This window comes from Micrococcus sp. iso_239, assembly GCF_056173395.1.
The window spans coordinates 2,115,260-2,138,857 of record NZ_CM149672.1 but is presented as its reverse complement, the minus strand read 5'-3'; the positions used below and the strand labels follow the sequence as shown (position 1 = coordinate 2,138,857).

The following is a 23,598-nucleotide window of genomic DNA, read 5'->3' as shown; positions in this document are numbered from 1 at the left end:
ACCCCCTCACCCCGTCCACCCCACCCAGTACGCTCGCCCCATGAAGATCGGTCTCCGCAAGCCCAGCCTGAAGAAGTCCATCAAGGCCCGCACCACGGGCCGCGCCAAGCGCGCGATCAAGCGCAAGGTCATCCCCGGCTACGGCCGCAAGGGGATGGGCTGGCTGCGCGATCCGAAGCGCGCCGCCTACAACGCCGTCTACCGGCGCACCACGGTCGGCCTGGGTGACGTCCTGAAGATGTTCAAGTGACCTCCGCGCCCTCGCGGACCTGACCGGGGTCGGCCCGGTGGAGGAGCGCCGCCGGCCTGGGCTGCAGCCCGCCCCTCATCGGCCCGCGAACGCCTCCACCCACCGCACGGCCTCCAGGTGCTCGGACGCCGCCGCGATCGACGCCGCCTCCTGCCGCACGTGTGCACGCAGCGCCTCGACGTCGGCCCCGCGCGCCAGCGCCTTCGTCGGCCCATAGGTGTGCGCCGGACCGGCCACCAGCTCGTCCTCGAGCTCCGCCAGACGCGCCGCGAACGCGTCCCCGGCCACCGCCTCGGTCGCCAGGCCCCACTCCACGGCCTCGGTCCCGTTCAGGCGCCGCCCGCCGAGCAACAGCTGCGTCGCGCGCACCGGCCCGAGCACCCGCGGCAGCCAGTAGGACACGCCTGTGTCCGGTGTCATCCCGAGCGCGGAGAACGCCGTCACCAGCTGCGCATCCTCGCGCACCAGCACGACGTCGCCGCCCAGCATGAGCCCGAGCCCCGCCCCGGCGGCCGTCCCGTTGACGCCGGCCAGCACCAGCAGGCGTGAGCCCGTCAGCGCCACCGCGACCTCGCCCGCCGCCTCGCCGAGTTCCTGGATCATCGCGCGCCGCTCCGGCCCGGCAGGCGCGGCAGCCATGGCCTGGACGTCCCCGCCGCCGCAGAAGATCCGCCCGGCGCCGGTCAGCGTGAGCACGTGCACGGACTCGTCCGCCTCGGCCGCGGCGATCGCCGCGAGCACCTCGCGCGCCATCGTCAGTCCGAGCGCGTTGCCCTTCGCGGGCCGGTTCAGCGTCAGCCGCACGACGCCGGGCCGCGTCTCGACGAGGACGGCGGGGGCGTCGTCGGAGGAAGAAGGGGTGGGTGCGGTGCTCATGTCAGCTCCTGGGGTTGGCGGGTGCGGTGCACGGGTGCCGGCCGCGAGGACGGCCGGCCGGGCATGGGGTGGGTGCGCGATCCGAAGCGCGCCGCCTACAACGCGGTCTACAAGCGCACCACGTTCAGCGTCTGGGACCTGTTCCGCTGAGTCTGTTCCTCACGCGGGCTGGTCCGCCTCGTCCTCGTCATGCTCCTCCACGCTGCGGATCAGGGCCCGCAGGAACGCGGCCGCGCCGGCGAGCTCGGCCGGGGTGAGGCCCTCCACCGCGGCGAGCATACTGCGGTGCATGGCGCCCAGGGTGGCGCGGACCTCGTGGTCCGTCTTGGCCGTCGGCTCCACCACCACGGATCGGCGGTCCTGTGGGTGGGGTGCCCGTCGGGCGTAGCCGTCTCGGACCAGTCGGTCCACCAGGGCGCTGGCGGAGGCCGGGGTGATCTCCAGGGCGCTGGCCAGATCCCGCTGACGGACCTTGTGGCCGCGTCGGTCGGCCCGCAGCAGGTAACGCAGGGCTGACAGGTGGGTCTCTCCCATCCCCATGCTGTCCCGGGTGCGGGCGCGCATGCGCCGTTCGGCCTCCCGGTAGCGTCGCAGCAGGTTGAGCACGTCCACAGGTTCGATCTCGCGGGCGCCGCGGGTGTACCAGTAGCCCGACGTCGGTTCGCCATCCGTGCTGGTCAGCGTGGTGTGCTCCTCACCCATGCGCTCTTGAACCTCCCTATTCACGTCACCCCGAAAATTTGGTTAGTCTTCCTAACGCATAGTTACACTAACATTATCCAGGTCACGGCGATCTCTGTGAGGGGGCGCCCGGGCCGCGGCGAGAGGAATGTCATGACAGCAACGCTGGAGGCCCCCCAGGCCATGGGGCGGACCCTGTCCGCCGTCCCGCCCGTCCTCGAGTCCCCGGCGCCCCAGCCCGCCGCCTTCCGTCAGCGCTGCGCCCGCCTGGCCATGAGTGCCGCGCGGGCCGTCACCGTGTTCCCCGAGGTCGCCGAGGCGAGGTTCGCCATCACCGGCACCCCCTCCGCCCCGGAGCTGGAGGTGGACTGCATCCTGCGGGACGGAGAGGACACCGCGGCGGTCATCGAGACCATCACGGTGCACCTCGTCGAGGACCTCGAGGAGCTGCTCGGCGCACGGTTCCACGAACGTCGGCTGGAGCTGGTCGTGGACCGCAGCCTGCCCCGGGTGGGCGTGGGGGTCGTCTCCGCGCCCTGAGGGAGGCGCTCACGCGAACGCGCTCATCCCGGTCAGGTCCCGGCCGAGGATCAACGCCTGCACGGACTCGGTGCCCTCGTAGGTGTGCAGCGCCTCGACGTCGGCGAAGTGCCGCATCACCCGGTGCTCAAGGAGGATGCCGTTGCCGCCGAGCATGTCGCGGGCGATCTGCGCCACCCGCCGCGCGCCCCGCGTGCAGGCGTACTTCAGCAGGGACGCCTGCTCGTCGCGCAGCCGCCCCGCCGCCTGCAGGCGGGCCACGGCCACGCAGCGGGTTTGCATCGCGGTCACCTCGTCCAGCATCTGCGCGAGCCGTTCCTGCACCATCTGGTGCGCTCCCAGCGGCTTGCCGAACTGCTCGCGCTGCCGGGCGTACGCGAGTGCGGCCTCGAACATGGCGGTCGCGTGGCCCAGCGCGGACCAGCCCACGTTCACGCGGGTGGCCACCAGCACGCGCGCGGCGTCCTTGAACGTCGCCACGTCCGGCAGCCGGGCGTCGTCGCCGACCCGCACGTCGGTCAGCGTGATCTCCGCCTGGTGGATGGCCCGCAGCGCGCCCTTGCCCGTGATCACCTCGGCCTCGTAGCCGGGCGTGGACTGCTCCACCACGAACCCCTTGACCTGGCCGTCCTCGGTGTCGCGCGCCCACACGATCGTGATGCCCCCGGCGGCCCCGTTGCCGATCCACTTCTTGGCGCCGTTCAGCACCCAGCCGCCGGCGCCGTCGGGCCGCGCGGACGTCTCGAGGGACACCGAGTCCGAACCGTGCAGCGGCTCCGTGAGCGCGAACCCGCCCGGCAGCGTGCCGCGCGCCACCGGCTCGAGGTACCGCTCCTTCTGCTCCGGGCTCGCGCAGTGCACCAGGGCGCGCAGCACGAGCCCGCCCTGCACCGCCGCCGCGGCCGCCATCGACCCGTCCGCGCGGGAGATCTCCATCGCCACCAGGCCCGCGGCCAACGGCGACATCACCGCGTGCCCCGGCACCTCCAGCCCGTCGGTGAGCAGGTCGAGCTCGCCCGCCCGCGCCACCAGGTCCAACGGGTACTCCGCCCGGTCCCGGTGCCCGTCGATCCGCTCGAGCACCTCCCGGCCGTAGGCACGGGCGCGGTCCCAGTGCGCGCGGTCCTCCTCCGTCGCCTCCCCGAACGCGTCCAGGTAGTCGACGTCCAGGGGCGTGACGACGTCGTAGGTCGGCTTCTGCCTGCGCGTCACCGGGCCTCCTGCGTCCGCTCGGCGCGCAGCGCGCGCTTGAGCAGCTTGCCCGACTGGTTCCGCGGCAGCTCCGCCACGAAGTCCACGCGCTTGGGCACCTTGAAGCCTGCCAGGCGCTCCTTCACGTGGGTGCGCACGGTCTCCGCGGTCAGCTCGGCGCCCTCCTTGAGCACGATGACGGCGGTCACCGCCTCGATCCACCGCTCGTCCGGCAGGCCGATGACGGCGACCTCGGCCACCTCGTCGAGCTCGTAGATCGCGTCCTCGACCTCGCGCGGGGCGACCAGCACGCCGCCCGTGTTGATGACGTCCTTGATGCGGTCCACCACCTGGATGTAGCCGGCCGCGTCCTGGGTGACCTGGTCGCCGGAGCGGAACCAGCCGTCGTCGGTGAACGCGTCCGCGGTGGCATCCGGGCGGTTCCAGTAGCCGGAGAGCAGCTGCGGCGAACGGTACTGGATCTCGCCGGGCTCGCCGGGCGCGGCGGGGGCGCCGTCGGCCGTCATCACCCGCGCCTCCACGTGGAACACGGGGCGGCCGCACGAGGCCGGCCGCGCGTCGTGCTCCTCGGGGCGCAGCACGGTGCACAGCGGGCCCAGCTCGGACTGGCCGAAGCAGTTGTAGAAGCCGATGCCCGGCTGACTCTGACGGAGGCGCTGCAGCACGGTCACCGGCATGATCGAGGCCCCGTACTGGGCCTTGTGCAGCGAGGAGAGGTCACGCGTGGCCAGGTCCGGATGGTTCGCCAGCGGCACCCAGACGGTGGGCGCCAGGAACAGGGAGCCGATGTGCTCGGTCTCCACGAGCTCGAGCATCCGGGGGATGTCCGGGGCGGCCAGCAGGCGCACCGTGGCGCCGAGGCTCAGGTAGGGGAGCAGGAACACGTGCATCGCGGCCGAGTGGTACAGCGGCATGGCCACCAGGGGGCGGTCCTCGGCCGTGAAGTCCAGCGCGATGATCGAGGAGAGGTACTCCGCCACGAGCGCCCGGTGGGACATCATGGCGCCCTTGGGGGTGGAGGTGGTGCCGGAGGTGTAGAGCAGCTGGGCCAGGTCGGTGGCCGACACCTCCGCCTCCGGGGCGGCGGCGTCCAACGTCTCGTCCCGGGCGGTCTCCAGCACGGAGGGCTCGGCGTGGCCGGCGGGGAGCATGGTCCACACGTGCCGCAGAGCCGACGCGCGGCCCTCGGCCCGGACCTGGTCGACCCGCTCGAGCATGCCGGCGTCGGCCACGAGCAGCTCCGCGCCGGAGTCCTCGAGGGCGTGGGCGAGCTCGCCGCCCTTGAGCGCGAAGTTCACGGGCACGTGCACGTAGCCGGCCGTGACGCAGGCGAGGAAGAGCAGCGCGTAGGCGTCCGAGTTGGTGGCATAGGCGGCCACCCGGGTGCCGGCCGGCAGGCCGGTGTCCTGGAGGCGGCGGGCCACGCGGTGCGCTCCGTCCCGGAGCTGGGCGTAGGTCCAGTCGCGGTCCTCGAAGCGCAGGGCGACGGCCTGCGGGGAACGGGCGACCGCGCGTGCGAACACGCGGCCGATCGTGTCCTCCGGGGCGGGGGAGAGGTGGCCGGCGTCGGTGGGGTGGGTGATCTGGCCTGGCATGGAAACCTCCGGGGGATGGGTCAGAGACGCTCGATCACGGTGACGTTGGCCTGGCCGCCGCCCTCGCACATGGTCTGCAGGCCATAGCGGCCGCCGCTGCGCTCGAGCTCGTGCAGCAGCGAGGTCATCAGGCGGGCGCCGGTGGCGCCGATGGGGTGGCCCAGGGCGATCGCCCCGCCGTTGACGTTGACCTTCGCCGGGTCCGCGCCGGTCTCGGTCAGCCAGGCCAGCACGACGGCGGCGAACGCCTCGTTGATCTCCACGAGGTCCATGTCGTCGATGGTCAGGCCCATGCGGTCGAGCGCGTACGCCGTCGCCGGGATCGGGGCGGAGAGCATCATGACGGGGTCGGCGCCGCGGGCGGAGAGGTGGTGGATGCGGGCTCGCGGGGTGAGGCCGTGGCGGCGCACGGCCTCCTCGGAGGCGAGCAGGAGGGCGGCCGCGCCGTCGGACATCTGGGAGGCGGTGGCGGCGGTGTGCAGCCCGCCGGGGACGATCGGGTCGAGCGAGGCGATCTTCGCGGCGTCCGGGGTGCGCGGCCCCTCGTCCGCGGTGAGGCCGGCGACGGGCAGGATCTCGCGGTCGAAGCGACCGTCGGTCTGCGCGGCGAGCGCGCGCTCGTGGGAGCGCACCGCGAACTCCTCCAGGGTGTCCCGGTCCAGGTTCCAGTGCCGGGCCATCATCTCGGCCCCGCGGAACTGGGAGATCTCCTCGTCCCCGTAGCGGGCGGCCCAGGACTCGGAGCCGGTGAACGGGTCGGGGAAGCCGAGCTCGCGGGCGGCCGTGTTGGACCGGGAGAGCGGGATCGCGCTCATGGACTGCACGCCACCGGCGACGACGAGGTCCGCCGTCCCGCTCATGACGGCCTGCGCGGCGTAGTGGACCGCCTGCTGGCCGGAGCCGCACTGGCGTTCGACCGTGGTGCCGGGGACGTCCTCGGAGAGCCCGGCCGCGAGCCAGGCGTTGCGCGCCACGTCCATGGCCTGCGGGCCGAGCTGGTCGATGCAGCCGAGGATGACCTCGTCGTACTCGGCCGAGTCGATGTTCTGGCGGGCAACGAGCTCGCGCAGCGGCGCGGCCGCCAGATCGAGGGGATGCACGCCGGCGAGCCCCTTCCCTCGGCGACCCACGGGGGTGCGGACGGCGTCGATGATGTAGGCCTCGGGCATGGGGGCTCCTCCGGACGGCGGGAACGTGACGCCGATCACGCTATTGCTTGGACGTCCAACGATCAAGAGTGTGACGGGATCCGTCGCGGCGGCGCGGGCGTGGCGGAGGGCGCCGTTTCGTCAACGAAAGCGGCTCGGGGCGCGCCGTTTCCGCCACGAAAGCGCTGGGGCGGGCGTCGCCTCGCCCTGGTCAGGACCCCCTGCCCCGGGCCTACCGTGAGGGCCAGCGGCGCGCACCCGTGCCGCTGAGACGAGAGGAGCCGGCCATGGCCACCCCGCACACCCCCGACCCCCAGGACGCCCGGCGCGCACGCGAGGCGACGGACGAGACCTCCGGCGTCGCGTTCGACGGCGACACGCCCCCAGCCGAGGGTGCGGGCGTCGGCCCGGACAACCCGGGCATGGACGTGGAGCAGACCGGCGAGCGCTCGGCGGGCAAGATCGTGCTCGGGCTGATCATCGCCCTCGTGGTCATCGGCGTCCTGCTGTTCATCCTGGGCCGCGTCGCCGGCCTCGGCTGAGCCGGGACGCAGACGCCTGGGGCACGCCACCGGCCCACCACGACCACGGGGCGGGCACCGATCCGTCGGTGCCCGCCCCGTGCCGTGTCCGCTCCGCGGTGATGGTGTTCAGCGGCGACTCCGCGCCCGCGCAGCGGTCAGAAGCCGCCGCCCACGGTCCGGCGTCCGCCCGCCGTGCGTCGGCTGGCGGCACCGGACCGGCCGCGGGAGGCGAGGGCCCCGCCGAGCAGCCCGCCCAGCAGGCCGGTGCCGAGGCTGCCCGTGGACCGGGCCGAGGGCCCGAAGCCGCCGCGGTACGCACCGGAGCTGCGCCCGCGCGTCGTGCCCCCGGCGCCGCGGCGCGAGAGCTCACGCAGCGCCAGACCGCCGAGCGTGCCCAGGAGGGCACCGCCCAGGCCGCTGGAGCGGCGTCGCTGAGAGCGGGCCTGCCGGCCGAAGCCGGGGGGCCGGCCGACGTGCGCACCGATGGTGGGTCGGCTGGCGCGGCGGCCGCCGCCGAGAGTGCGGGTGAGGCTGGAGAGGATGCCCATGGTGTCCTCCTCGGACGTCGTGCCGGCCGCTCGGGCGTGGCCGGTCGGGTGCGCCTCAACCTAGGCGCCGGCCCCCGCGCGGTGTCCAGACCGGGCCTCCTCACGCATCGAGGCGGGATATCCACCCCACGGCCGCCCGCGGCAGCCGGATGGGGTCGATATCCCGCCTCGAAACGCGGGGGAGGGAGGGGCGTCAGTCCTGGAGCGGGGAGGTCTTCGGCTCGTCCCGCCAGAGGGCCACGTTCCGCGCCTCGGGCAGGTCGGAGAGGTGGAAGCCCGGATCCATGCCCGCCTTGAGCTTGCGCTCGTAGTCCCGGAGCAGCTTCACGGCCAGCCCGCCCAGCGGGATGATCGCCACGAGGTTGATGGTCGCCATGAGGGCCGCGAACGTGTCCGCGAGGTTCCACACCAGCGCCACGGAGCCCAGCGCGCCGCCGACCACGCACACCAGCACGAGCACGCGGAACACGGTGATGGCCCGACCCGCGTGGCGGCCGGCCAGGTACCGGATGTTGGCCTCGCCGTAGTAGGTGTTGCCCAGCACGGAGGACCAGGCCAGGAAGAAGATGATGACGGTCAGCGCCGGGCCGGCCCACGCGCCCACGGCCTGCTGGAGCGCACCCTGGGTCACCTGCATGCCGAGCGCCTCCCCGCGTCCGTAGGCCGGGTTGGAGAGCAGGATGACGAACGCGGTGGCCGAGCACACGATCAGGGTGTCGAAGTAGACGCCCAGGGACTGCACGAAGCCCTGCTTGGCCGGGTGGGAGACGGCCGCGGTGGCGGCGGCGTTCGGGGCGGAGCCCATGCCGGCCTCGTTGGAGAACATGCCGCGGCGCACGCCCTGCATCACCATCGTCATGCCGACGGCGGCGCCCGCGACCTCGCGCAGGCCGAAGGCGTGGCCCACGATCAGCGCGATCATGCCCGGGACCTCGGTGATGTTGACGACCATCACGATCAGGGCCAGGAAGATGTAGAACGTGGCCATCACGGGGACCAGCACGTTGGTCACGGCCGAGAGCCGGCGCACGCCGCCGAAGATCACGAGGCCGGTGAGGGCGGCCAGGCCCAGGCCCACGATCCACGCGGTGGTGGAGGACGCGCCCCAGTTGGCCTGCACGGACTCGGAGATCGAGTTGGACTGCACGGCGTTGAACACGAAGCCGTAGGTCACGGTGATGGCGACGGCGAACACGGCCGCCAGCCACTTCGCGCCCAGACCGTCGCGGATGTAGTACGCGGGGCCGCCGAAGTAGCCGTCTGCGCCCTTCTGCTTGTACAGCTGGGCCAGCGTGGACTCGACGAAGGCGGTGGCGCCGCCGATGATCGCCAGCAGCCACATCCAGAACACGGCGCCCGGGCCGCCGATCACGATCGCGATCGCCACGCCGGCCACGTTGCCGGTGCCCACGCGCGAGGCCGCCGAGATGGTGAAGGCGCGGAACGGGCTCACGCCGTCGTTCTCGAACCCGGTCTGGGACTTGGCCGTCACCGACCGCAGCATCTCCGGGAGCATGCGCACCTGCACGCCCACGGTCCGGATGGTGAACCACACCCCGGCCACGAAGAGCAGCGCCATCACGACGTACCAGTACTTGTCGTTGAGGGCCGAGATGGCCGCTGTGATCTGTTCCACTGTCGCTTCCACAGCCCCACCTTAGAGGCTGGGGCGGAGGACGGGGAATCGGGGGCCGGGGTCAGCCGGCGGCGGCGTCGTCCTCGACGCGGAGCTGGATCAGCTGCCCCATCCGCTCGGGCAGGTCCCCCTCGGGGGTGCCGACGCTGGCATGGCGGGCGGCGGCCCGGGCGAGGTCGTCGGCCAGTTCGTTGCCGTGCACGCCCACGTGGCCCTTGACCCACGTGGTGTCCACCTGGACGTCCGCGGCCTGCGCCAGGTCGACGGCGGCCAGCAGGCGCCGCAGGGTGCGGCGGATGCGCTCGCCCCGGGCGCCGCCGAGGGTGAGCCGCTCGCGGCGGGCGGCGTTGAGCAGGGCCAGCGCGGCGCGCGAGTCCGAGTGGATGGTGACCCGGCCGCCGGGGGTGCCCGCCCACGCGCAGATCACGTGCCCCAGCACGAGCGCCTCGAGTTCCACCTCGAGCGGCATCGTGGCCCCGGCCACGGCCTGCACGGCCCACATGCTCGGCCCGGCGACGGCGGCCGCCCCGCCGATGCGGGAGCCGCGCAGCACGGAGCCGTCCACGTACACGTCCGTCACGTCCGCCTCGTCCGCGAACGTGAGGCTGTGGGTCACCCCGGGCAGGTTGCGGCGCAGGAAGCGGTCCGTGCGGCGGCGGGAGAGGAAGACGCCGGAGGAGCGGCGCAGCGCGTCCTCCTCCTCCTGGGCGGCCTCGATGGCCTCGAGCGGGATCCGGGCCGCGCCCGTCTGGGCGACCGTCTCCGGGTCCACGTCCGGCAGCAGGTAGCTGGAGCGCTGCGTGCCCACGGGGGACTCGTCGAGCCGGTAGGAGACCACGCGCGTGTCCACGGGGGCGAGGACCTCGAGCAGGGCGAGCAGCTCGGCGTCCCGGTCCGAGCGCAGCCGCACGATCACCGGGCGCTCCGGTGGCAGGTCGACGGTGACGGTGGACCAGAAGACGCTCAGATGCGCCGTGCCGACCATCCCGGTGTAGACGTGGCCGCGGACGTCGTCGCCGAGCTCGCGCAGCTCGAGCTCGCGGGCCACGTAGACGATGCCCCCCGTCGTCGGGTGCAGGTCCAGGCGGAGGGCGGGGCCGTGGTCCACGCCGGGCAGCATGGCCAGCGGGCTGGCCACCACGCGGACGCCGTCCCGGCGGATCCGGGTGCGCGGCGGGGAGGGGCGGGGGACGACGGGGCCGGTGCGCGTGAGGTCGACGCCGTTCCGGTCCCGCGGGGTGCCCCGAGGCCGGCGGGCACGGACCACGCGCAGCGGGCGGTGCTGCTCCTCCGCCTTGGCGCCCGGGCCACGGAAGTCCCAGCCCACGTCGACGAGCGCCGCGGGGTGTGCGGGCTCGACGTCGTGATGCAGCGTCCGGTCCACGACCGTCCGCGGGTGGTTGATCCGTGCTCCCATGGCTTCGCCGGCTGTGTCGAAGGGGACCGCGCCGGAACTGTGAGCCGGGTCCGGCGGGCCATGCTGGTCCTGCGGCGGTCGGGCGGGATCGCCGTGGACGAAGGGGACGACCCGTCCCGACCTGTTCTGCTCTGGGCGACCTTACCGAGCGCACCTGTGAGGAGGCAGGTCTCCTCTCCTCGGCCTCCCGCGCGGCCGCGTCGGACGAGGCGTCAGAGCGGGTCCGTGCGGTGCCGCTGCACGTCCGGGCCGGTCGGCACGCCGAGCGCCTGCGCCTGCGCGCGCTGCTGCCGCAGGGACACGGTGCCCAGCAGCAGCGCCAGGGCCCGCTCCCCGTCCTCCGGGGTGTCCGCCGCCTCGGTGAGCAGACGGTGCAGGCCGAGGCCGCCCAGCCCGAGCGCGAGGGCGGAGAGCACCACGTCCGCCCCGTCCCGGTGCCGCAGCAGGGCGGCCTCCGCGGCCTCGGCGCGGCCCGCCAGGTCCGTGACGCGGCGGGCGCGCACGGTCTCCTCCGCCTCGGCGACGATCCGGTCCGCCACCCGCGCCAGCAGCGACTGCTTGTCCGGCACGTGCCAGTACAGCGCGGAGGCCTGCACGCCCAGCACCCCGGCCACGCGCCGCATGGACAGGTCGCCCATGCCGAAGTCCTGCAGGATCCCGACGGCGGCGTCCACCACGTCCTGGGCGGTCAGCCGGGGGCGGGGTGCGGGCGGGGTCATGCCTGAGAGGCTACCGCCGGGCCGTCCTCCTCCGCCGCGATGCGTCCCCCCGCGCCGAGGCGCACGGTGCGGTCGGCCATCACGGCGGCCTCCGCGAGGTCGTGGGTGACGACGACGCCGGTCGTCCCCGCCGCCCGCAGCACCGCCCGGATGTCCTCGGCCAGGCGCCGGCGCAGGTCCGCGTCGAGCGCGGACAGCGGCTCGTCCAGCAGGAGCACCCGCGGGGCCGGGGCCAGCGACCGGGCGAGCGCCACGCGCTGGGCCTGCCCACCGGAGAGTCGCTGCACGGGCCGGTCCGTGAGCTCGGTCAGGCCCACCAGGTCCAGCAGCTCGGCCACGCGTGCCCGCCGCCGGGCCCGGTCCCAGCCGGCGGACTCGAGGCCGTACGCCACGTTCCGGCCCACGGTCCGGTGCGGGAACAGCTGCCCGTCCTGGAACACCATCCCCACGCCCCGGCGGTGCGTCGGCACCGCCGCCACGTCCCGCCCGTCGAGCTCCACCGTGCCCGCCACGACGTCCTCGAGCCCGGCGATCCCGCGCAGGATGGTGGACTTGCCCGAGCCGGAGGCGCCCACGAGCGCCACGATCTCCCCGGCGGCCACGTCCAGGTCCGTCCCCCGCACGGGGGTGGAGCCGTCCGGGTAGCGGATCGCCACATCCCGCAGCCGGAGGGAGGCCCCCGTCGTCGTCGGCGTCATCAGAGACCTCCCGCCCCGGCCGGGCCCCGGGGGCGCAGCCGCTCGCACACCAGCATGATCCCGGCGCTCAGCACGGCCAGCACCGTGGCCGCCGCGAGCGCCATCCCGTAGTTGTCCGCGCCCGGCCGGCCCAGCAGCCGGGCGATCAGCACCGGAAGGGTGGGCGCGGACGGGCTCGCCAGGAAGCTCGTGGCCCCGAACTCGCCCAGGGACACCGCGAACGCGAAGCCCGCCGCCACGCCCACGCCGCGGGCGAGGAACGGACCGTCCACCGTGGCCAGCACCCGCCACGGGCCCGCCCCGAGGGTGCGCGCGGCCTCCCGCAGCCGCGGGTCCACCGCCGCGAGCACGGGCACGAGCGCCCGCACCGCGAGCGGCAGCGCCACCACCGCCTGGGCCAGCGGCACGAGCACGCCCGAGGCCGCCAGCTCCGGGAACGCGGCCCGCAGGGACACGACGAAGCCGAAGCCCACGGTCACCGCGGACACCCCGAGCGGCAGGAGCAGGGCGCCGTCGAGGGCCCGCTGGGCCGCCAGCGCGGCGCGTGAGCGGAAGGGCCGGGTCAGCAGCAGCGCCAGCGGCACGGCCACCACGAGCGTCACGAGCGTGGCGTCCACGGCCACCCGCAGGGACTGTTCGAGCGCCTGGGCCGGCGTCGACCCGCCCACGAACCCGCTGCCCGCGCTCGTGGACAGCAGCCGGTAGTTGCCCAGCCCCCAGCCGTGGCGGGTGTGGAAGGAGCGCACCACGAGCGTGAGGATCGGGGCCACCACGAGCGCCACCACCGCGAGCATCACGGCCACCGGGACCGCGTCCGCACGCGTGAGCCGGGCCGGCGGCGTCTCCCGCAGGCGCAGCGCCCGCTGGGTGCGCGCCGCCGTCACGCCGGAGACCACGACGGCGGCCAGCACCACCGCGAACTGCAGCACGGAGAACACCGCCGCGGTCCGCAGGTCCAGGTAGACGGAGGTCTGCACCCAGATCTCCGACTCGAGCGTGCCGTAGCCGGGCCGGCCGAGCGTCTGGACGATGCCGAACGCGGACGCGCAGAACAGGAACACCAGCGCCGCGCTCGCGGCGATCGCCGGGGCGAGCTGGGGCAGCGTCACGGTGCGGAACGCCCGCCACGGCGAGGCGCCCAGGGTGCGGGCGGCCTCGGTCTGGCGCGGGTCCAGCGCGTTCCACAGCGCGCCCACCTGGCGCACCACCACGGACACGTTGAAGAAGACCATGGCCAGCACGACGGCGGTGGTCGTCTGGTCCAGCCCGGTGAAGCCGAGCGGTCCGCCGGGGGCGAGCAGGGCGCGGAACGCGACGCCGACCACCACCGTGGGCAGCACGAACGGCACGAGCACGAGGGCGCGGAGCACGGCCCGCCCCGGGATGCGACGCCGGTGCAGCACGAACGCGGTCGGCAGGCCGAGCGCCACCGAGACCACCGTGCCGGCGGCGGCCATGCCGAGCGTCTGGCCGAGGATGCGCCACGTGCGCTCGCGGGCGAGGGTCTCCCCGAAGGCGGTGAGGTCCACGGCGCCGGTGAACGCGTCGGCGTCGCCGCCGATCCCGCGCCAGAGCATGGCCGCCACGGGCCACGCGAAGAAGACGAGCAGGAAGGCGACCGGCAGGACGGCGGCCACCAGCCACCACGGGCCGAGCCCGTCCCCCCGGCCGCGGGCCCGCCGGCGCGGCAGGTCCGTGCCGGGGGCCGCGACCTCGGTGAGCGCGGACATCAGCGCCGGGAGGCCTCGGACAGGGCGGTCCACTCCTTCAGCAGGTCCTCGCGGCGCTCGTCGATGCGGGCGGGGTCCGGGGTGATGGCGTCCTCGACGAGCGGCGCGTTCTGCGCCCACTCCTCGGGCAGCTGCACCGACTCGTCGATCGGGTACATGTACATCGACTCGGGCAGGGCGGACTGGACCTCCTCGGTGAGCATGAAGTCCACGAACGCCTGCGCGCCCTCGGGGTTCTTCGCGCCCTCGAGCACGCCGGCGTACTCGACCTGCGGGGTGCAGGAGTCCTCGATCACCTCGGTCTCGGGGGCGAACGCGGGGGAGGAGGAGTAGGAGAGCACCACCGGGAACCGACCCTTGCCCTCGCCGCCGGAGAAGTCCGAGTTGTAGGCGTCGGACCAGCTGTCGGCGACCTTGCCCCCGTTCTCCATCAGGCCCCGCCACCAGTCCTGCCAGCCGTCGTCGCCGTACTTCTCCGTGGTGGCCGCGAGCAGCGCCAGGCCGGGGGAGGAGGCCACGGGGGAGGTGGCGACCGTCAGCTTCGCGTACTCGGGGTCGTCGAGCTGGTCGATCGAGGTGGGGGCCTCGACGTCGTGGGCCTCGAACCATGCCGGATCCGTGTTGAAGCACACCTGGCCCTGGTCCACCGGGGTCATGCGGTCCTCCACCATCCGGTCCTGCGCGGAGGCGGGCAGGTCCTGCGGGGTGTATTCGGCGACGACGCCCTCGCGGACGAGGCGGTGCGCCGAGTGGTCCTCCACGCCGTAGACGCCGTCCACGGTGGGCTCGTCCTTGGCCAGCAGGAGCTGGTTCACCACGCTGCCGGCGTCGCCGGGGGCCGTGGTCTTCAGGGTGTAGCCGGACTCCTGCTCGAACTTCTGGACGAGCTCCTGGGGCAGGTTGAACGAGTCGTGCGTCATGATCGTCACCGTCGTCGGCTCGCCGCCGCCGGCGCCGGAGGCGGACGACGACGCCCCGTCGCCGGACGAGCCGGACACCGAACAGCCGGTGAGGGCGAGGGCGGCCACCGAGAGGGCGGCGAGGGCGCGGTGCGGGGTGCGGGACATGGCGGTTCTCCTCTGGGACGGCGGAGGGGCCGGGACGAGGCCGCCACCGGAATCCCGGGACGACGTCGACCGGGAGACTCGACTTCCTTCGCCGGTGCGGACCGGAGCAGGTTCGAGGGTCTGCGGCGGACCGCACTCTCAGCGCCGCGCGGGCGCTCCCCTGTCGATGTGGACTGGTCCCGACCCTACCCCGTCCGGCCCGCGCATAGACTGCCCGCGTGAGCGCCGCACAGCCCGCGGGGGTGACCCCGCCGCCCGCCTCGTCCAGCCCCGCCTCCGACTGGGACATCCGCCGCCCCCACCGCATGTGGCCGCGCATGCTGGTGATCGTCCTGACGCTCGCGGGCCTGGTGCTGGTGGTGCAGTTCTTCCAGGGGATCGCCTCCATCGCGGCGCCCGTCTTCCTGGGGCTGAACCTCGTGATCGTGGCCTACCCCCTGCAGGCCTGGCTCATCCGCCGGGGCCTGCACCCCGTGCTCGGGGCCGCCACCACCGTCCTGCTGGTCGTCGCGGTGATGGCCGTGTTCGGGGGCATGATGGTGTGGTCCGGCCTCGAGCTGGTGGCGGAGCTGCCGAAGTACGCGGACCGCTTCCAGCAGATCGTCCTGGACGTCTCGCACTGGCTCAACGAGCGCGGCGTGACCCCGGACATGGTGTCCCAGCAGCTGGCCTCGATCGACATGAGTGCCGTCACCGGGACGGCCGTCAGCGCCATCACGAAGATCGCCACGAACGTCTACGCGGTCTTCGGCCTGCTCGTCACCGTGATCATGGGCATGTTCTTCCTCGCGATGGACTCGATGGACGTCGAACGCCGCGTCCGCCTGCTCAGCACCGCCCGCCACGAGTTCGGCCACGCCCTGGTCGAGTTCGCCCAGGGCGTGCGCCGCTACTGGGTGGTCACCACGGTGTTCGGCCTGATCGTGGCGGTGCTGGACGTGATTGCCCTCATGCTGATCGGCGTGCCGCTCGCGCTCGTGTGGGGCGTGCTCAGCTTCCTCACCAACTACATCCCGAACATCGGCTTCATCATCGGCCTGCTGCCGCCGGCCGTCCTGGGCCTGGCGGCGGGCGGCTGGTCCGACTTCCTGTGGGTGGTGGTCAGCTACTCGGTGCTGAACTTCGTGCTGCAGTCCGTGATCCAGCCCAAGGTGGCCGGCGACGCGATCGGCGTGATCCCCACCGTCAGCTTCCTCTCCCTGCTCTTCTGGGCCTGGGTCCTCGGCCCGCTCGGCGCCATCCTCGCGCTGCCCTGCACGCTGCTGGCCAAGGCCGTGCTGATCGACGCCGACCCGAACGCCCGCTGGATCAATGCGCTCATCGCCTCGGACCTGAAGGGGATGGAGCGCCGTCAGTCCTCGCTCCTGGAACGGCTGCGCCCGGCGGCCTGGCGCTCCGACGCGCACGGGGGAGATGAGGACCGCGCCCCCGCGGACGGCGGGGACGACGACGGCCCCGCGACGGAGGAGGTCACGGGCGGGGCTGGAGCAGCACCAGGTCGTTGAGCGCGCCGGCCAGCCGCAGCAGCGGCGGGGCGGGGAACGACAGCTGGGGCAGCCCCGGGTGCAGTGCCGCGCACGCGGCGGCCGCGGCCTCCTCGCCCGCGGCGTCCTCGAACGCCGGCCGCAGCACCGCCGCGCCCAGCGGCAGCGTGTCCAGGAGGGAGCGGGGGCCCCGCTCGGCCGGGTCGTACTCGGCGGGCTGCGCCGCCCCGGTCACCGTGCGCACGCGCAGGGGCCGGCCGCCGGCGTCGTCGGCGCCCTGCAGGAAGCGCAGCGCCGCCGCCGCGTAGGGGTGCTCGGGGTGGAACCGGTCGCCGCGCCAGTGCACGGCGGCCTCGCCGTCGCCCCCCAGCCGCACCCACGAGGCCAGGTGGCCGGGCCCGCCCCACGGCCCGGTGTCCGGCCGCGGTGCCGGCGGCACCCACAGCACCCGGGTGATCCCCAGCAGGGCGGCGAACTCGGCGGCCACCTGGCCGGGGGTCCACGCGCCGTTGATCCGCCCGTCCAGCACGGGGTCCGCGGCCACCACGGCCGTCCCCTCGCCGTCGGTCACCCAGGCCCCGCGCGGGGCGCACAGCAGGGGGGTGAGCAGCGGCAGTCCCGCCGCCTCCGCCACGGCCGTCGCGGCCGCGCCGTCGAGCGGCCCGGTCCCGGTCAGTCCCGCGGCGCTGCGCCAGGCGACGGCGGCCAGGCCCTCGGGGCGGCGGACGAAGCTCGGCCCGGTGCGGCCCAGCAGCGGTGAGCCCACGGGCGCGCGCAGCAGGTCCACCTCCGGGGGCACCAGCCGCGCCGCCCCGGCGTCGCGCGGGTGGGCGAGCACGGTGACCGGCAGCACGGCGGCGAGCGTCTCGGCCAGGCCCACGACGGCGTCCCGCGTCTCCTCCAGCAGCGTCGGCACCGGGTGGCGGTGGGGCAGGACGAGCCAGGCCCGCTCGGGCGGGTCCTCGGGTCCGGGCACGGGCACGACGAGGTCCCGGCGCTCCCGCGCGTCGGTGGGGGCGGGGTCGACGGCGGCCATGGCGGACGGGCTCCTGGGAAGACGGCGGCGACGCGCGGGCGCGCGGCGAGGGGATGTCCATCGAGCATAGGCGTCTGACAGGAAGCCGCGGCGGTTTGACCTGTGACCCGGAACACGTGCAGAGTGCGGCCATGACCGCGATGTTCTCCGCCCAGGACCATGACGATCTCGACCGGGTCCTCGGCGCGACCGGCGGGATCCCCGACCCCGCCGACCTGCACGCCCTCGCCGACGATGCCGTCGTGCAGGTGCGGCGCTGGCTCGCCGAGTCCCGGGACCACGAGGCCGACTTCGCGGCCCGCCAGCTGGCGGGCGCCCTGAAGGAGTCGGGCGGACTCGACTTCATCGTGCGCTTCGTGGACCACGTGGTCCGCCCCGAGGACCCCGCGATCGCCGCCCGGGCGCTGCGGGAGCTCGCCGGCCGCGCCCCCGGCTTCCTGCCCCCGGCCCTGCGCGCCGTCCTCGGCGTCGGCGGCCGCGCCGCCCCGCTCGTGCCGCGCATCGCCGTCCCCACGGCCCGCCGCGTGCTGCGGCACATGGTCTCCCACCTGATCGTCGACGCGCGGGACCGACAGCTCGGCAAGGCCATCGCGGCCCTGCGCGACGAGGGCACCCGGCTGAACATCAACCTGCTGGGCGAGGCGATCCTCGGCCAGGGCGAGGCGGACCGCCGGCTCGAGGGCATCGCCGCGCTGATCCGCCGCGACGACGTCGACTACGTGTCCGTGAAGGTCTCCGCCGCCACCGCCCCGCACGCGCCCTACGCGTTCGACGAGGCCGTCGCGGACATCACCGAGCGGCTCACCCCGCTGTTCGAGCTCGCCCGGGATCGGGACACCTTCATCAACCTGGATATGGAGGAGTACCGCGACCTCGACCTCACGCTCAACGTGTTCACCGCCCTGCTCGAGCAGCCGGGCCTGCGCGACTACGAGGCCGGCATCGTGCTGCAGGCCTACCTGCCGGACGCGCTCGCGGCCATGGTGCGCCTGCAGGAGTGGGCCGCGCGCCGCGTCGCCGCCGGCGGCGCCCCGGTCAAGGTGCGCGTGGTCAAGGGCGCCAACCTGCCCATGGAGCGGATGCAGGCCTCCCTGACGGGCTGGCCGCTGGCCACGGTGGGCTCGAAGCAGGAGGCGGACACCAACTACAAGCGCGTGCTCAACTACGCGCTCACCCCGGAGCATCTGGCCCACGTGCGCATCGGCGTGGCCGGGCACAACCTCTTCGACGTCGCCCTGGCCCACCGGCTGATCGAGCGCCGCGGGCTCGACCCGGCCGCGGTGGAGTTCGAGATGCTGCTCGGCATGGCCACCGGCCAGGCCGCCGCCGTCCGGGCCGACGTCGGCGCCCTGCTGCTCTACACGCCCGTGGTGCGGCCCGAGGAGTTCGACGTGGCGATCTCCTACCTCGTGCGCCGCCTCGAGGAGGGCGCCTCCCCGGAGAACTTCATGTCCGCCGTGTTCGACCTGGACGCGGACGCGGACCTGTTCGCCCGCGAGGAGGAGCGCTTCCGCGCCTCGCTGCGCCACCTGGACGCGGCCGTGACCCGTCCGAACCGCCTCCAGGACCGGTCCCGCGGGGAGGACGGGCCGACCCCCGCCCCCGTGGACGGCTTCGCCAACACCCCGGACACGGACCCCGCGCTGCCCGGCAACCGGGAGTGGGCCCGCCGGATCCTCGCGGCCGTCCCGGGCTCGGACCTCGGGACGGACACCGTCCGCGCCCACCGCGCCACCACGGCCGACGACGCCCGTGCCGCCATCGCCGCCACCGCCGACCCCGGCGCCCGCTGGGGCGCGCTCACCGGCCACGAGCGCGCCGACGCGCTGGACGCCGTCGGACGGGCCCTGCACGCCGGCCGGGCCCGCCTGCTGGAGGTGGCCGCCGCCGAGACCGGCAAGACCCTGGACCAGGGCGACCCCGAGGTCTCCGAGGCCGTGGACTTCGCGCACTACTACGCGCGCCTGGCCCGCGGCCTGGACGCGGTGGAGGGCGCCCGCGCCGTGCCCGTCCGCCTGACCCTGGTGATCCCGCCGTGGAACTTCCCCGTGGCCATCCCGGTCGGGGGCGTCCTTGCCGCGCTCGGCGCCGGCTCGCCCGTGGTGTTCAAGCCGGCCCCGCAGTCCGAGCGGACGGGCGCGGTCGCGTGGGAGCTGATCGTGGCCGGGCTGCGGGACTCGGGGCTGTTCGACGACGGCGGCCCGCTCGCCGGGCACGACCCCGCGGACCTCGTGCGCCTGGTGACGCTGGCGGACGAGGACGAGGCGGAGGTCGGCGCGGCGCTCGTGACCGACCCGGCCGTCGAGCGGCTCATCCTCACCGGCAGCTGGGACACCGCACGGCTGTTCAAGGGGATGCGCCCCGACCTGCACCTGCTCGCCGAGACCTCCGGCAAGAACGCCGTGATCGTGACCCCGTCCGCGGATCTGGACCTGGCCACGAAGGACGTGGTCCAGTCCGCGTTCGGTCACGCCGGCCAGAAGTGCTCGGCGTCCTCCCTCGTGGTGCTCGTCGGCTCCGTGGGCACCTCCGAGCGCTTCCACCGGCAGCTGCTGGACGCGGCCTCGTCCCTGCACGTGGCGCACCCCGTGGACCCGCGCGCCGAGATGGGCCCCGTGATCGAGGCCCCCGGCGAGAAGCTGCGTCGCGGGCTCACCGAGCTCGGCCCGGGGGAGCGGTGGGCCCTGCGTCCGCGGCAGCTGGACGAGACGGGTCGCCTGTGGAGCCCGGGCATCCGCTCCGGCGTCCGCCCCGGCGCCGACGCCCACCTCACCGAGTACTTCGGCCCCGTGCTGGCCGTGATGACGGCCGAGACGCTCGAGGAGGCGATCGGGATCGTGAACGCCGTGGATTACGGCCTCACCTCCGGGCTGCACTCGCTGGACCGGGAGGAGATCGACGTGTGGCTGCGCGGCGTGCGCGCCGGCAACCTCTACGTGAACCGCGGCATCACCGGGGCCATCGTGCGCCGCCAGCCCTTCGGCGGCTGGAAGCGTTCCGTCGTCGGCCCCACCACGAAGGCCGGCGGGCCGCACTACCTGCATGGCCTCGTGGACTGGGAGGACGCGCCCACGTGGGCCGGGGGAGAGGGACGGCCCGGGGCCGAGGCCGACGGTGCGGGCGCATCCTGGCTCGAGACCGCCCGCGCCCTCGACACCCACGCGTGGACCACCGTGTTCGGGGTGGCCACGGACGTCTCCGCGCTCGAGGCCGAGCGGAACGTGCTGCGTCACGTCCCCACCCCGGTCCTCGTGCGCCGGCACTCGGGGCCCGCCGACCACCTGCTGCGCATCGTCTCCGCCGGCCTGCGCGCCGGGGCGCCCATGACCGTGAGCCTGCGCCCGACCCCCACCGCGGAGGGGCCCGACGCGGACGGGCTCTCGGCCGAGGCCGTGCGCGGCCGGGTGGAGGAGCTGGTCCGGTCCGTCCGCACGGAGGGTGCCGGCACGTCCGCGCCGGTGGACGTCGTCGTCGAGGACGACGCCGCGTTCCACGACCGCGCCCGGCGGCTGGCCCTCATCCCGCCCGCAGCGGAGGGCGGCGGCGACGCACGGATCCGGCTCGTCGCCGACTGGGCCGGCGACCGGGAGGCGGCCGAGGCGGCGCGGAGCGCGCTCCACGCGGCGCTCGGCGACACCCCCAACGTGGCGGTCTACGCTGGCCCCGTGGTGAGCGCCGGCGAGGTGGAGCTGCTGCCGTTCCTGCACGAACAGGCCGTGTCCGTGACCGCCCACCGGTTCGGCACGCCGGACCATCTGACCGAGGGGGTCCTGTGACCCCGAGGAGGAACATCCGATGCATCTGATCCCCCGCACGATCTGGGTCGTCGCCCGCGCGCGTCGCCGCCCGCGCGCCGGACTCTGGGAGCCGACGACGCTGCCGATGCGCGCCCTGCCCACGGACGTGGACATGGCCCTGCACGTCAACAACGGCCAGTACTTCGGGCTGTTCGACCTCGGCCGCTTCGACGCGATGGTCCGCACCGGCCTGTGGGACGAGATCCGCCGTCGCGGCTGGACGCCTGTGGTGCAGGCCGAGCAGATCGCGTTCCGCCGCTCGGTGACCCTGGGGCAGCGGTTCGACGTGGAGACGCGGATGATCGGCCTGGATGAGCGCGCAGTGTGGTTCGAGCAGCGCGTCGTGGTCGACGGCGACGTCGCGGTGCGCGCGTACATCTGCACGCGCCTGCGCAAGAAGGACGGCCGCCCCGTGGAGAACGACGAGGTCCGGGCGATCGCGGCGGCGGCCGGCCACGACCTCGCGGGGGAGCCAACGCTGCCGGAGTGGCTGCACGAGTGGCGGCGCAGCGTGGCCCTGCCGTCGGCCCGGACGCCCCTGCCCCACACGTGGGACCTCGACACAGTGCGGCGAGGATGAACGTTCGAGTGATATAGGGCACGATGGTCGGGTGAACAACAGACTCCTGATCGTCGCGACCCTCTCGCTGGCCGCGCTCGTCGTCGTGCTGGTGGCCGCCATCGGCGGCGGCGCGTGGTGGGTGCTGGCGGTGCTCCTGGTGGCGCTGCTCGTGCTCGCCGTGTGGGACATGACCCAGAAGCGGCACGCGATCCTCCGCAACTACCCCGTGCTCGGCCACATGCGGTATCTGCTGGAGTCGATCCGCCCCGAGATCCAGCAGTACTTCATCGAGCGCAACTTCGACGGCAAGCCGTTCGACCGGGACACCCGCTCGATCGTCTACGCCCGTGCGAAGGGACTGGACAGCCACAAGGCGTTCGGCACCGAGCGGGACACCTCGGAGATCGGCTACGAGTTCCTGTTGCACTCCACCGCCCCGGTCAACCCGCCGCAGGAGCCCCCCACGGTGCGGATCGGCGGCCCGGACTGCCGCCGACCCGTGGACATCTCGCTGATGAACATCTCGTCCATGTCCTTCGGCTCCCTCTCCGCCAACGCCGTGATCGCCATGAACAAGGGCGCCGGCCTGGGCGGGTTCATCCACGAGACCGGCGAGGGCGGCCTCACCAAGTACCACCGCGGCAACGGCGCGGACCTGTTCTGGGAGATCGGCTCCGGCTACTTCGGCTGCCGCAACGAGGACGGCACCTTCAGCCCGGAGAAGTTCGCCGAGAAGGCGCTGCTGCCCGAGGTCAAGGGCATCACCATCAAGATCTCCCAGGGCGCGAAGCCCGGCCTGGGCGGCATGCTGCCCAAGGAGAAGATCTCCCCCGAGATCGCCGAGGCCCGCGAGATCCCTATGGACAAGGACTGCCTGTCCCCGGCGTCCCACTCCGCGTTCCGCACCCCGCGCGAGATGGTCAAGTTCATCGAGCAGCTCCGTGAGCTCTCGGACGGCAAGCCGATCGGCATCAAGTTCTGCGTGGGCTCCCGCGTGGACGTGCTGGCCATGACCAAGGCCATCTGGGAGGAGCGGATCGCCCCCGACTTCATCATCGTGGACGGCTCCGAGGGCGGCACCGGCGCCGCCCCGCTCGAGTATTCGGACCGCGTGGGCACCCCGCTGACCGAGGGCCTCATGCTCGTGCACAACGCGCTCGTGGGCACCGGTCTGCGCCACATGATCAAGCTCGGCGCGGCCGGCAAGGTCGCCACCGGTTCGGACATCGTCAAGCGTCTGATCCAGGGCGCGGACTTCACCATGTCCGCCCGCGCGATGATGATGGCCACCGGGTGCATCCAGGCGCAGAAGTGCCACACGAACGAGTGCCCCGTGGGGGTGGCCACGCAGGACCCGCGTCTGATGCGCGCCCTCGACGTGGAGGACAAGGGCAACCGCGTCTTCAACTACCACCGCCTGACCGTGCGCGAGGCCGTGCAGATCATGGCGTCCATGGGCCTGACGCATCCGTCCCAGCTGAACACCCGCATGCTGCGCCGCCGCGTGGACCACCTGAGCACCCGCTCGTACGCGTCCATCTACCACTGGCTGCGCACGGACGAGCTGCTCAACGACCCGCCCGCCGGCTGGGCCATGGACTGGGAGGAGGCGGACGCGGACCACTTCGGCGAGCACGCCCGCGTGGACTACCTCACCGAGCGCGACCCCCAGTGGCGCTCCGAGCTGCTGATCCCGGGCCGCAAGGCGGCCGGCGCCCCCGTGCAGGGCTCCCCCATCTCCGGGACGGGCTCCACGCTCGTCGACGCCCGGCAGACCGAGTCCGTGCCGCTGACGACGTCGCCGATGCCGCGCGTCAGCTCGTTGGGTGAGGGTGAGTCGCTGTCCCCGCACGGCGGCCGTCGTCGGGCCCCGCAGGATCCGGCACCCGCCGCCACCGCCGGCGAGACGCCCACCGACGAGAACGAGGGCCTGCCGGCGGAGGCCGGCGAGCGGCCCGAGCGCCAGGACGGCGAGGAGGTCACCCAGCGGGGGACCACCGGCCGCGTCGAGGGCGAGCACCGCGGCGAGGGCCGCGTCGGCTGACCCACCCCCGCAGTCACCCCCGCTTTCGAGGCGG

21 protein-coding genes and 1 riboswitch are annotated in these 23,598 nt (G+C 74.1%); of the genes, 8 read left to right on the top strand and 13 right to left on the bottom strand.

Going from position 1 to position 23,598, the window contains the following annotated elements; translation table 11 throughout:
* The first annotated feature begins 40 nt into the window (after nt 1–40).
* Nucleotides 41–250: a hypothetical protein gene (locus AC0VX2_RS09965; RefSeq protein WP_002857973.1), complete on the top strand. Its 210-nt coding sequence runs from the start codon at nt 41–43 to the stop codon at nt 248–250.
* 75 nt (nt 251–325) lie between these two features.
* Here AC0VX2_RS09965 and AC0VX2_RS09960 read toward each other — a convergent pair whose 3' ends face one another.
* Complete coding sequence (locus tag AC0VX2_RS09960) at nt 326–1,126, bottom strand: enoyl-CoA hydratase/isomerase family protein (protein ID WP_020627967.1); 801 nt, start codon at nt 1,124–1,126, stop codon at nt 326–328.
* Between the two features lie 21 nt (nt 1,127–1,147).
* Between AC0VX2_RS09960 and AC0VX2_RS09955 the strand changes: the two genes are divergently transcribed.
* Nucleotides 1,148–1,276: a hypothetical protein gene (locus AC0VX2_RS09955; RefSeq protein WP_255351296.1), complete on the top strand. Its 129-nt coding sequence runs from the start codon at nt 1,148–1,150 to the stop codon at nt 1,274–1,276.
* A 9-nt stretch (nt 1,277–1,285) separates the two neighbouring features.
* Here AC0VX2_RS09955 and AC0VX2_RS09950 read toward each other — a convergent pair whose 3' ends face one another.
* Nucleotides 1,286–1,828, bottom strand: a complete 543-nt coding sequence (locus AC0VX2_RS09950; RefSeq protein WP_002857975.1) for a MarR family winged helix-turn-helix transcriptional regulator — start codon at nt 1,826–1,828, stop codon at nt 1,286–1,288.
* Between the two features lie 132 nt (nt 1,829–1,960).
* Here AC0VX2_RS09950 and AC0VX2_RS09945 point away from each other — a divergent pair, with 132 nt between their 5' ends.
* Nucleotides 1,961–2,347, top strand: coding sequence for a hypothetical protein (locus AC0VX2_RS09945; RefSeq protein ID WP_051050341.1), 387 nt, complete (start codon nt 1,961–1,963; stop codon nt 2,345–2,347).
* A 9-nt stretch (nt 2,348–2,356) separates the two neighbouring features.
* On the opposite strand, the gene AC0VX2_RS09940 is transcribed toward AC0VX2_RS09945, so the two are convergent.
* From AC0VX2_RS09940 to AC0VX2_RS09930, 3 genes are read right to left on the bottom strand one after another with little or no spacing between them, the layout of a single operon-like run.
* The gene (locus AC0VX2_RS09940; protein ID WP_020626691.1) at nt 2,357–3,559 is read right to left on the bottom strand and encodes an acyl-CoA dehydrogenase family protein; all 1,203 of its coding nucleotides are present in this window, start codon (nt 3,557–3,559) and stop codon (nt 2,357–2,359) included.
* Nucleotides 3,556–5,154: a fatty acyl-CoA synthetase gene (locus AC0VX2_RS09935; RefSeq protein WP_136940207.1), complete on the bottom strand. Its 1,599-nt coding sequence runs from the start codon at nt 5,152–5,154 to the stop codon at nt 3,556–3,558. The genes AC0VX2_RS09940 and AC0VX2_RS09935 overlap by 4 nt, the downstream gene beginning before the upstream one ends.
* A 20-nt stretch (nt 5,155–5,174) precedes the next feature.
* Nucleotides 5,175–6,323 (bottom strand): acetyl-CoA C-acetyltransferase, encoded by a 1,149-nt coding sequence (locus AC0VX2_RS09930; RefSeq protein ID WP_101966114.1) that lies wholly within the window; start codon nt 6,321–6,323, stop codon nt 5,175–5,177.
* A 266-nt stretch (nt 6,324–6,589) separates the two neighbouring features.
* Between AC0VX2_RS09930 and AC0VX2_RS09925 the strand changes: the two genes are divergently transcribed.
* Nucleotides 6,590–6,844: a DUF6480 family protein gene (locus AC0VX2_RS09925; RefSeq protein WP_010080161.1), complete on the top strand. Its 255-nt coding sequence runs from the start codon at nt 6,590–6,592 to the stop codon at nt 6,842–6,844.
* Nucleotides 6,845–6,981: 137 nt separating this feature from the next.
* Here the strand turns inward: AC0VX2_RS09925 and AC0VX2_RS09920 are convergent, their stop codons facing one another.
* From AC0VX2_RS09920 to AC0VX2_RS09890, 7 genes are all read right to left on the bottom strand, one after another.
* On the bottom strand, nt 6,982–7,374 hold the full coding sequence (locus AC0VX2_RS09920) for a hypothetical protein (RefSeq protein WP_101966113.1): 393 nt from the start codon (nt 7,372–7,374) through the stop codon (nt 6,982–6,984).
* A 193-nt stretch (nt 7,375–7,567) separates the two neighbouring features.
* Entirely contained in the window at nt 7,568–9,010 is a 1,443-nt protein-coding gene (locus AC0VX2_RS09915; RefSeq protein ID WP_101966112.1) for an alanine/glycine:cation symporter family protein, read from the bottom strand.
* A gap of 61 nt (nt 9,011–9,071) precedes the next feature.
* A complete protein-coding gene (locus AC0VX2_RS09910) occupies nt 9,072–10,427 on the bottom strand; it encodes an RNase H family protein (RefSeq protein ID WP_063188895.1) in 1,356 nt (451 codons plus the stop codon).
* A 212-nt stretch (nt 10,428–10,639) separates the two neighbouring features.
* Nucleotides 10,640–11,146, bottom strand: coding sequence for a TetR family transcriptional regulator (locus tag AC0VX2_RS09905; protein WP_002857997.1), 507 nt, complete (start codon nt 11,144–11,146; stop codon nt 10,640–10,642).
* Nucleotides 11,143–11,844, bottom strand: a complete 702-nt coding sequence (locus AC0VX2_RS09900; protein WP_036316162.1) for an ABC transporter ATP-binding protein — start codon at nt 11,842–11,844, stop codon at nt 11,143–11,145. The genes AC0VX2_RS09905 and AC0VX2_RS09900 overlap by 4 nt, the downstream gene beginning before the upstream one ends.
* Entirely contained in the window at nt 11,844–13,574 is a 1,731-nt protein-coding gene (locus AC0VX2_RS09895; protein ID WP_041102656.1) for an ABC transporter permease, read from the bottom strand. The genes AC0VX2_RS09900 and AC0VX2_RS09895 overlap by 1 nt, the downstream gene beginning before the upstream one ends.
* The gene (locus AC0VX2_RS09890) at nt 13,574–14,641 is read right to left on the bottom strand and encodes a thiamine ABC transporter substrate-binding protein (protein ID WP_144825960.1); all 1,068 of its coding nucleotides are present in this window, start codon (nt 14,639–14,641) and stop codon (nt 13,574–13,576) included. Before AC0VX2_RS09890 ends, AC0VX2_RS09895 begins: the two co-directional genes overlap by 1 nt.
* A gap of 66 nt (nt 14,642–14,707) precedes the next feature.
* Nucleotides 14,708–14,813: riboswitch (TPP riboswitch) on the bottom strand.
* A gap of 46 nt (nt 14,814–14,859) precedes the next feature.
* Here AC0VX2_RS09890 and AC0VX2_RS09885 point away from each other — a divergent pair.
* A complete protein-coding gene (locus tag AC0VX2_RS09885; RefSeq protein WP_144825959.1) occupies nt 14,860–16,146 on the top strand; it encodes an AI-2E family transporter in 1,287 nt (428 codons plus the stop codon).
* Here AC0VX2_RS09885 and AC0VX2_RS09880 read toward each other — a convergent pair.
* A complete protein-coding gene (locus AC0VX2_RS09880) occupies nt 16,112–17,161 on the bottom strand; it encodes an agmatine deiminase family protein (RefSeq protein ID WP_145950681.1) in 1,050 nt (349 codons plus the stop codon). The two genes, AC0VX2_RS09885 and AC0VX2_RS09880, sit on opposite strands and share 35 nt — an antisense overlap.
* A gap of 131 nt (nt 17,162–17,292) precedes the next feature.
* Here AC0VX2_RS09880 and AC0VX2_RS09875 point away from each other — a divergent pair, with 131 nt between their 5' ends.
* The 3 genes from AC0VX2_RS09875 to AC0VX2_RS09865 are packed head-to-tail and all read left to right on the top strand — an operon-like array spanning nt 17,293 to nt 23,564.
* Nucleotides 17,293–20,937: a bifunctional proline dehydrogenase/L-glutamate gamma-semialdehyde dehydrogenase gene (locus tag AC0VX2_RS09875; RefSeq protein WP_475432580.1), complete on the top strand. Its 3,645-nt coding sequence runs from the start codon at nt 17,293–17,295 to the stop codon at nt 20,935–20,937.
* Between the two features lie 19 nt (nt 20,938–20,956).
* Nucleotides 20,957–21,538, top strand: a complete 582-nt coding sequence (locus tag AC0VX2_RS09870) for an acyl-CoA thioesterase (protein WP_036316171.1) — start codon at nt 20,957–20,959, stop codon at nt 21,536–21,538.
* Between the two features lie 31 nt (nt 21,539–21,569).
* On the top strand, nt 21,570–23,564 hold the full coding sequence (locus tag AC0VX2_RS09865) for an FMN-binding glutamate synthase family protein (RefSeq protein ID WP_186315394.1): 1,995 nt from the start codon (nt 21,570–21,572) through the stop codon (nt 23,562–23,564).
* Nucleotides 23,565–23,598 lie beyond the last annotated feature (34 nt).

Bases quoted from the DNA above. Each gene is read 5' to 3' on its own strand.
- AC0VX2_RS09910 (WP_063188895.1), bottom strand. From the start codon at position 10,427: ATGGGAGCACGGATCAACCACCCGCGGACGGTCGTGGACCGGACGCTG.
- AC0VX2_RS09890 (WP_144825960.1), bottom strand. From the start codon at position 14,641: ATGTCCCGCACCCCGCACCGCGCCCTCGCCGCCCTCTCGGTGGCCGCC.
- AC0VX2_RS09945 (WP_051050341.1), top strand. From the start codon at position 1,961: ATGACAGCAACGCTGGAGGCCCCCCAGGCCATGGGGCGGACCCTGTCC.
- AC0VX2_RS09960 (WP_020627967.1), bottom strand. From the start codon at position 1,126: ATGAGCACCGCACCCACCCCTTCTTCCTCCGACGACGCCCCCGCCGTC.
- AC0VX2_RS09900 (WP_036316162.1), bottom strand. From the start codon at position 11,844: ATGACGCCGACGACGACGGGGGCCTCCCTCCGGCTGCGGGATGTGGCG.
- AC0VX2_RS09920 (WP_101966113.1), bottom strand. From the start codon at position 7,374: ATGGGCATCCTCTCCAGCCTCACCCGCACTCTCGGCGGCGGCCGCCGC.
- AC0VX2_RS09965 (WP_002857973.1), top strand. From the start codon at position 41: ATGAAGATCGGTCTCCGCAAGCCCAGCCTGAAGAAGTCCATCAAGGCC.
- AC0VX2_RS09895 (WP_041102656.1), bottom strand. From the start codon at position 13,574: ATGTCCGCGCTCACCGAGGTCGCGGCCCCCGGCACGGACCTGCCGCGC.
- AC0VX2_RS09875 (WP_475432580.1), top strand. From the start codon at position 17,293: ATGACCGCGATGTTCTCCGCCCAGGACCATGACGATCTCGACCGGGTC.
- AC0VX2_RS09925 (WP_010080161.1), top strand. From the start codon at position 6,590: ATGGCCACCCCGCACACCCCCGACCCCCAGGACGCCCGGCGCGCACGC.
- AC0VX2_RS09935 (WP_136940207.1), bottom strand. From the start codon at position 5,154: ATGCCAGGCCAGATCACCCACCCCACCGACGCCGGCCACCTCTCCCCC.
- AC0VX2_RS09905 (WP_002857997.1), bottom strand. From the start codon at position 11,146: ATGACCCCGCCCGCACCCCGCCCCCGGCTGACCGCCCAGGACGTGGTG.
- AC0VX2_RS09930 (WP_101966114.1), bottom strand. From the start codon at position 6,323: ATGCCCGAGGCCTACATCATCGACGCCGTCCGCACCCCCGTGGGTCGC.
- AC0VX2_RS09870 (WP_036316171.1), top strand. From the start codon at position 20,957: ATGCATCTGATCCCCCGCACGATCTGGGTCGTCGCCCGCGCGCGTCGC.
- AC0VX2_RS09950 (WP_002857975.1), bottom strand. From the start codon at position 1,828: ATGGGTGAGGAGCACACCACGCTGACCAGCACGGATGGCGAACCGACG.
- AC0VX2_RS09880 (WP_145950681.1), bottom strand. From the start codon at position 17,161: ATGGCCGCCGTCGACCCCGCCCCCACCGACGCGCGGGAGCGCCGGGAC.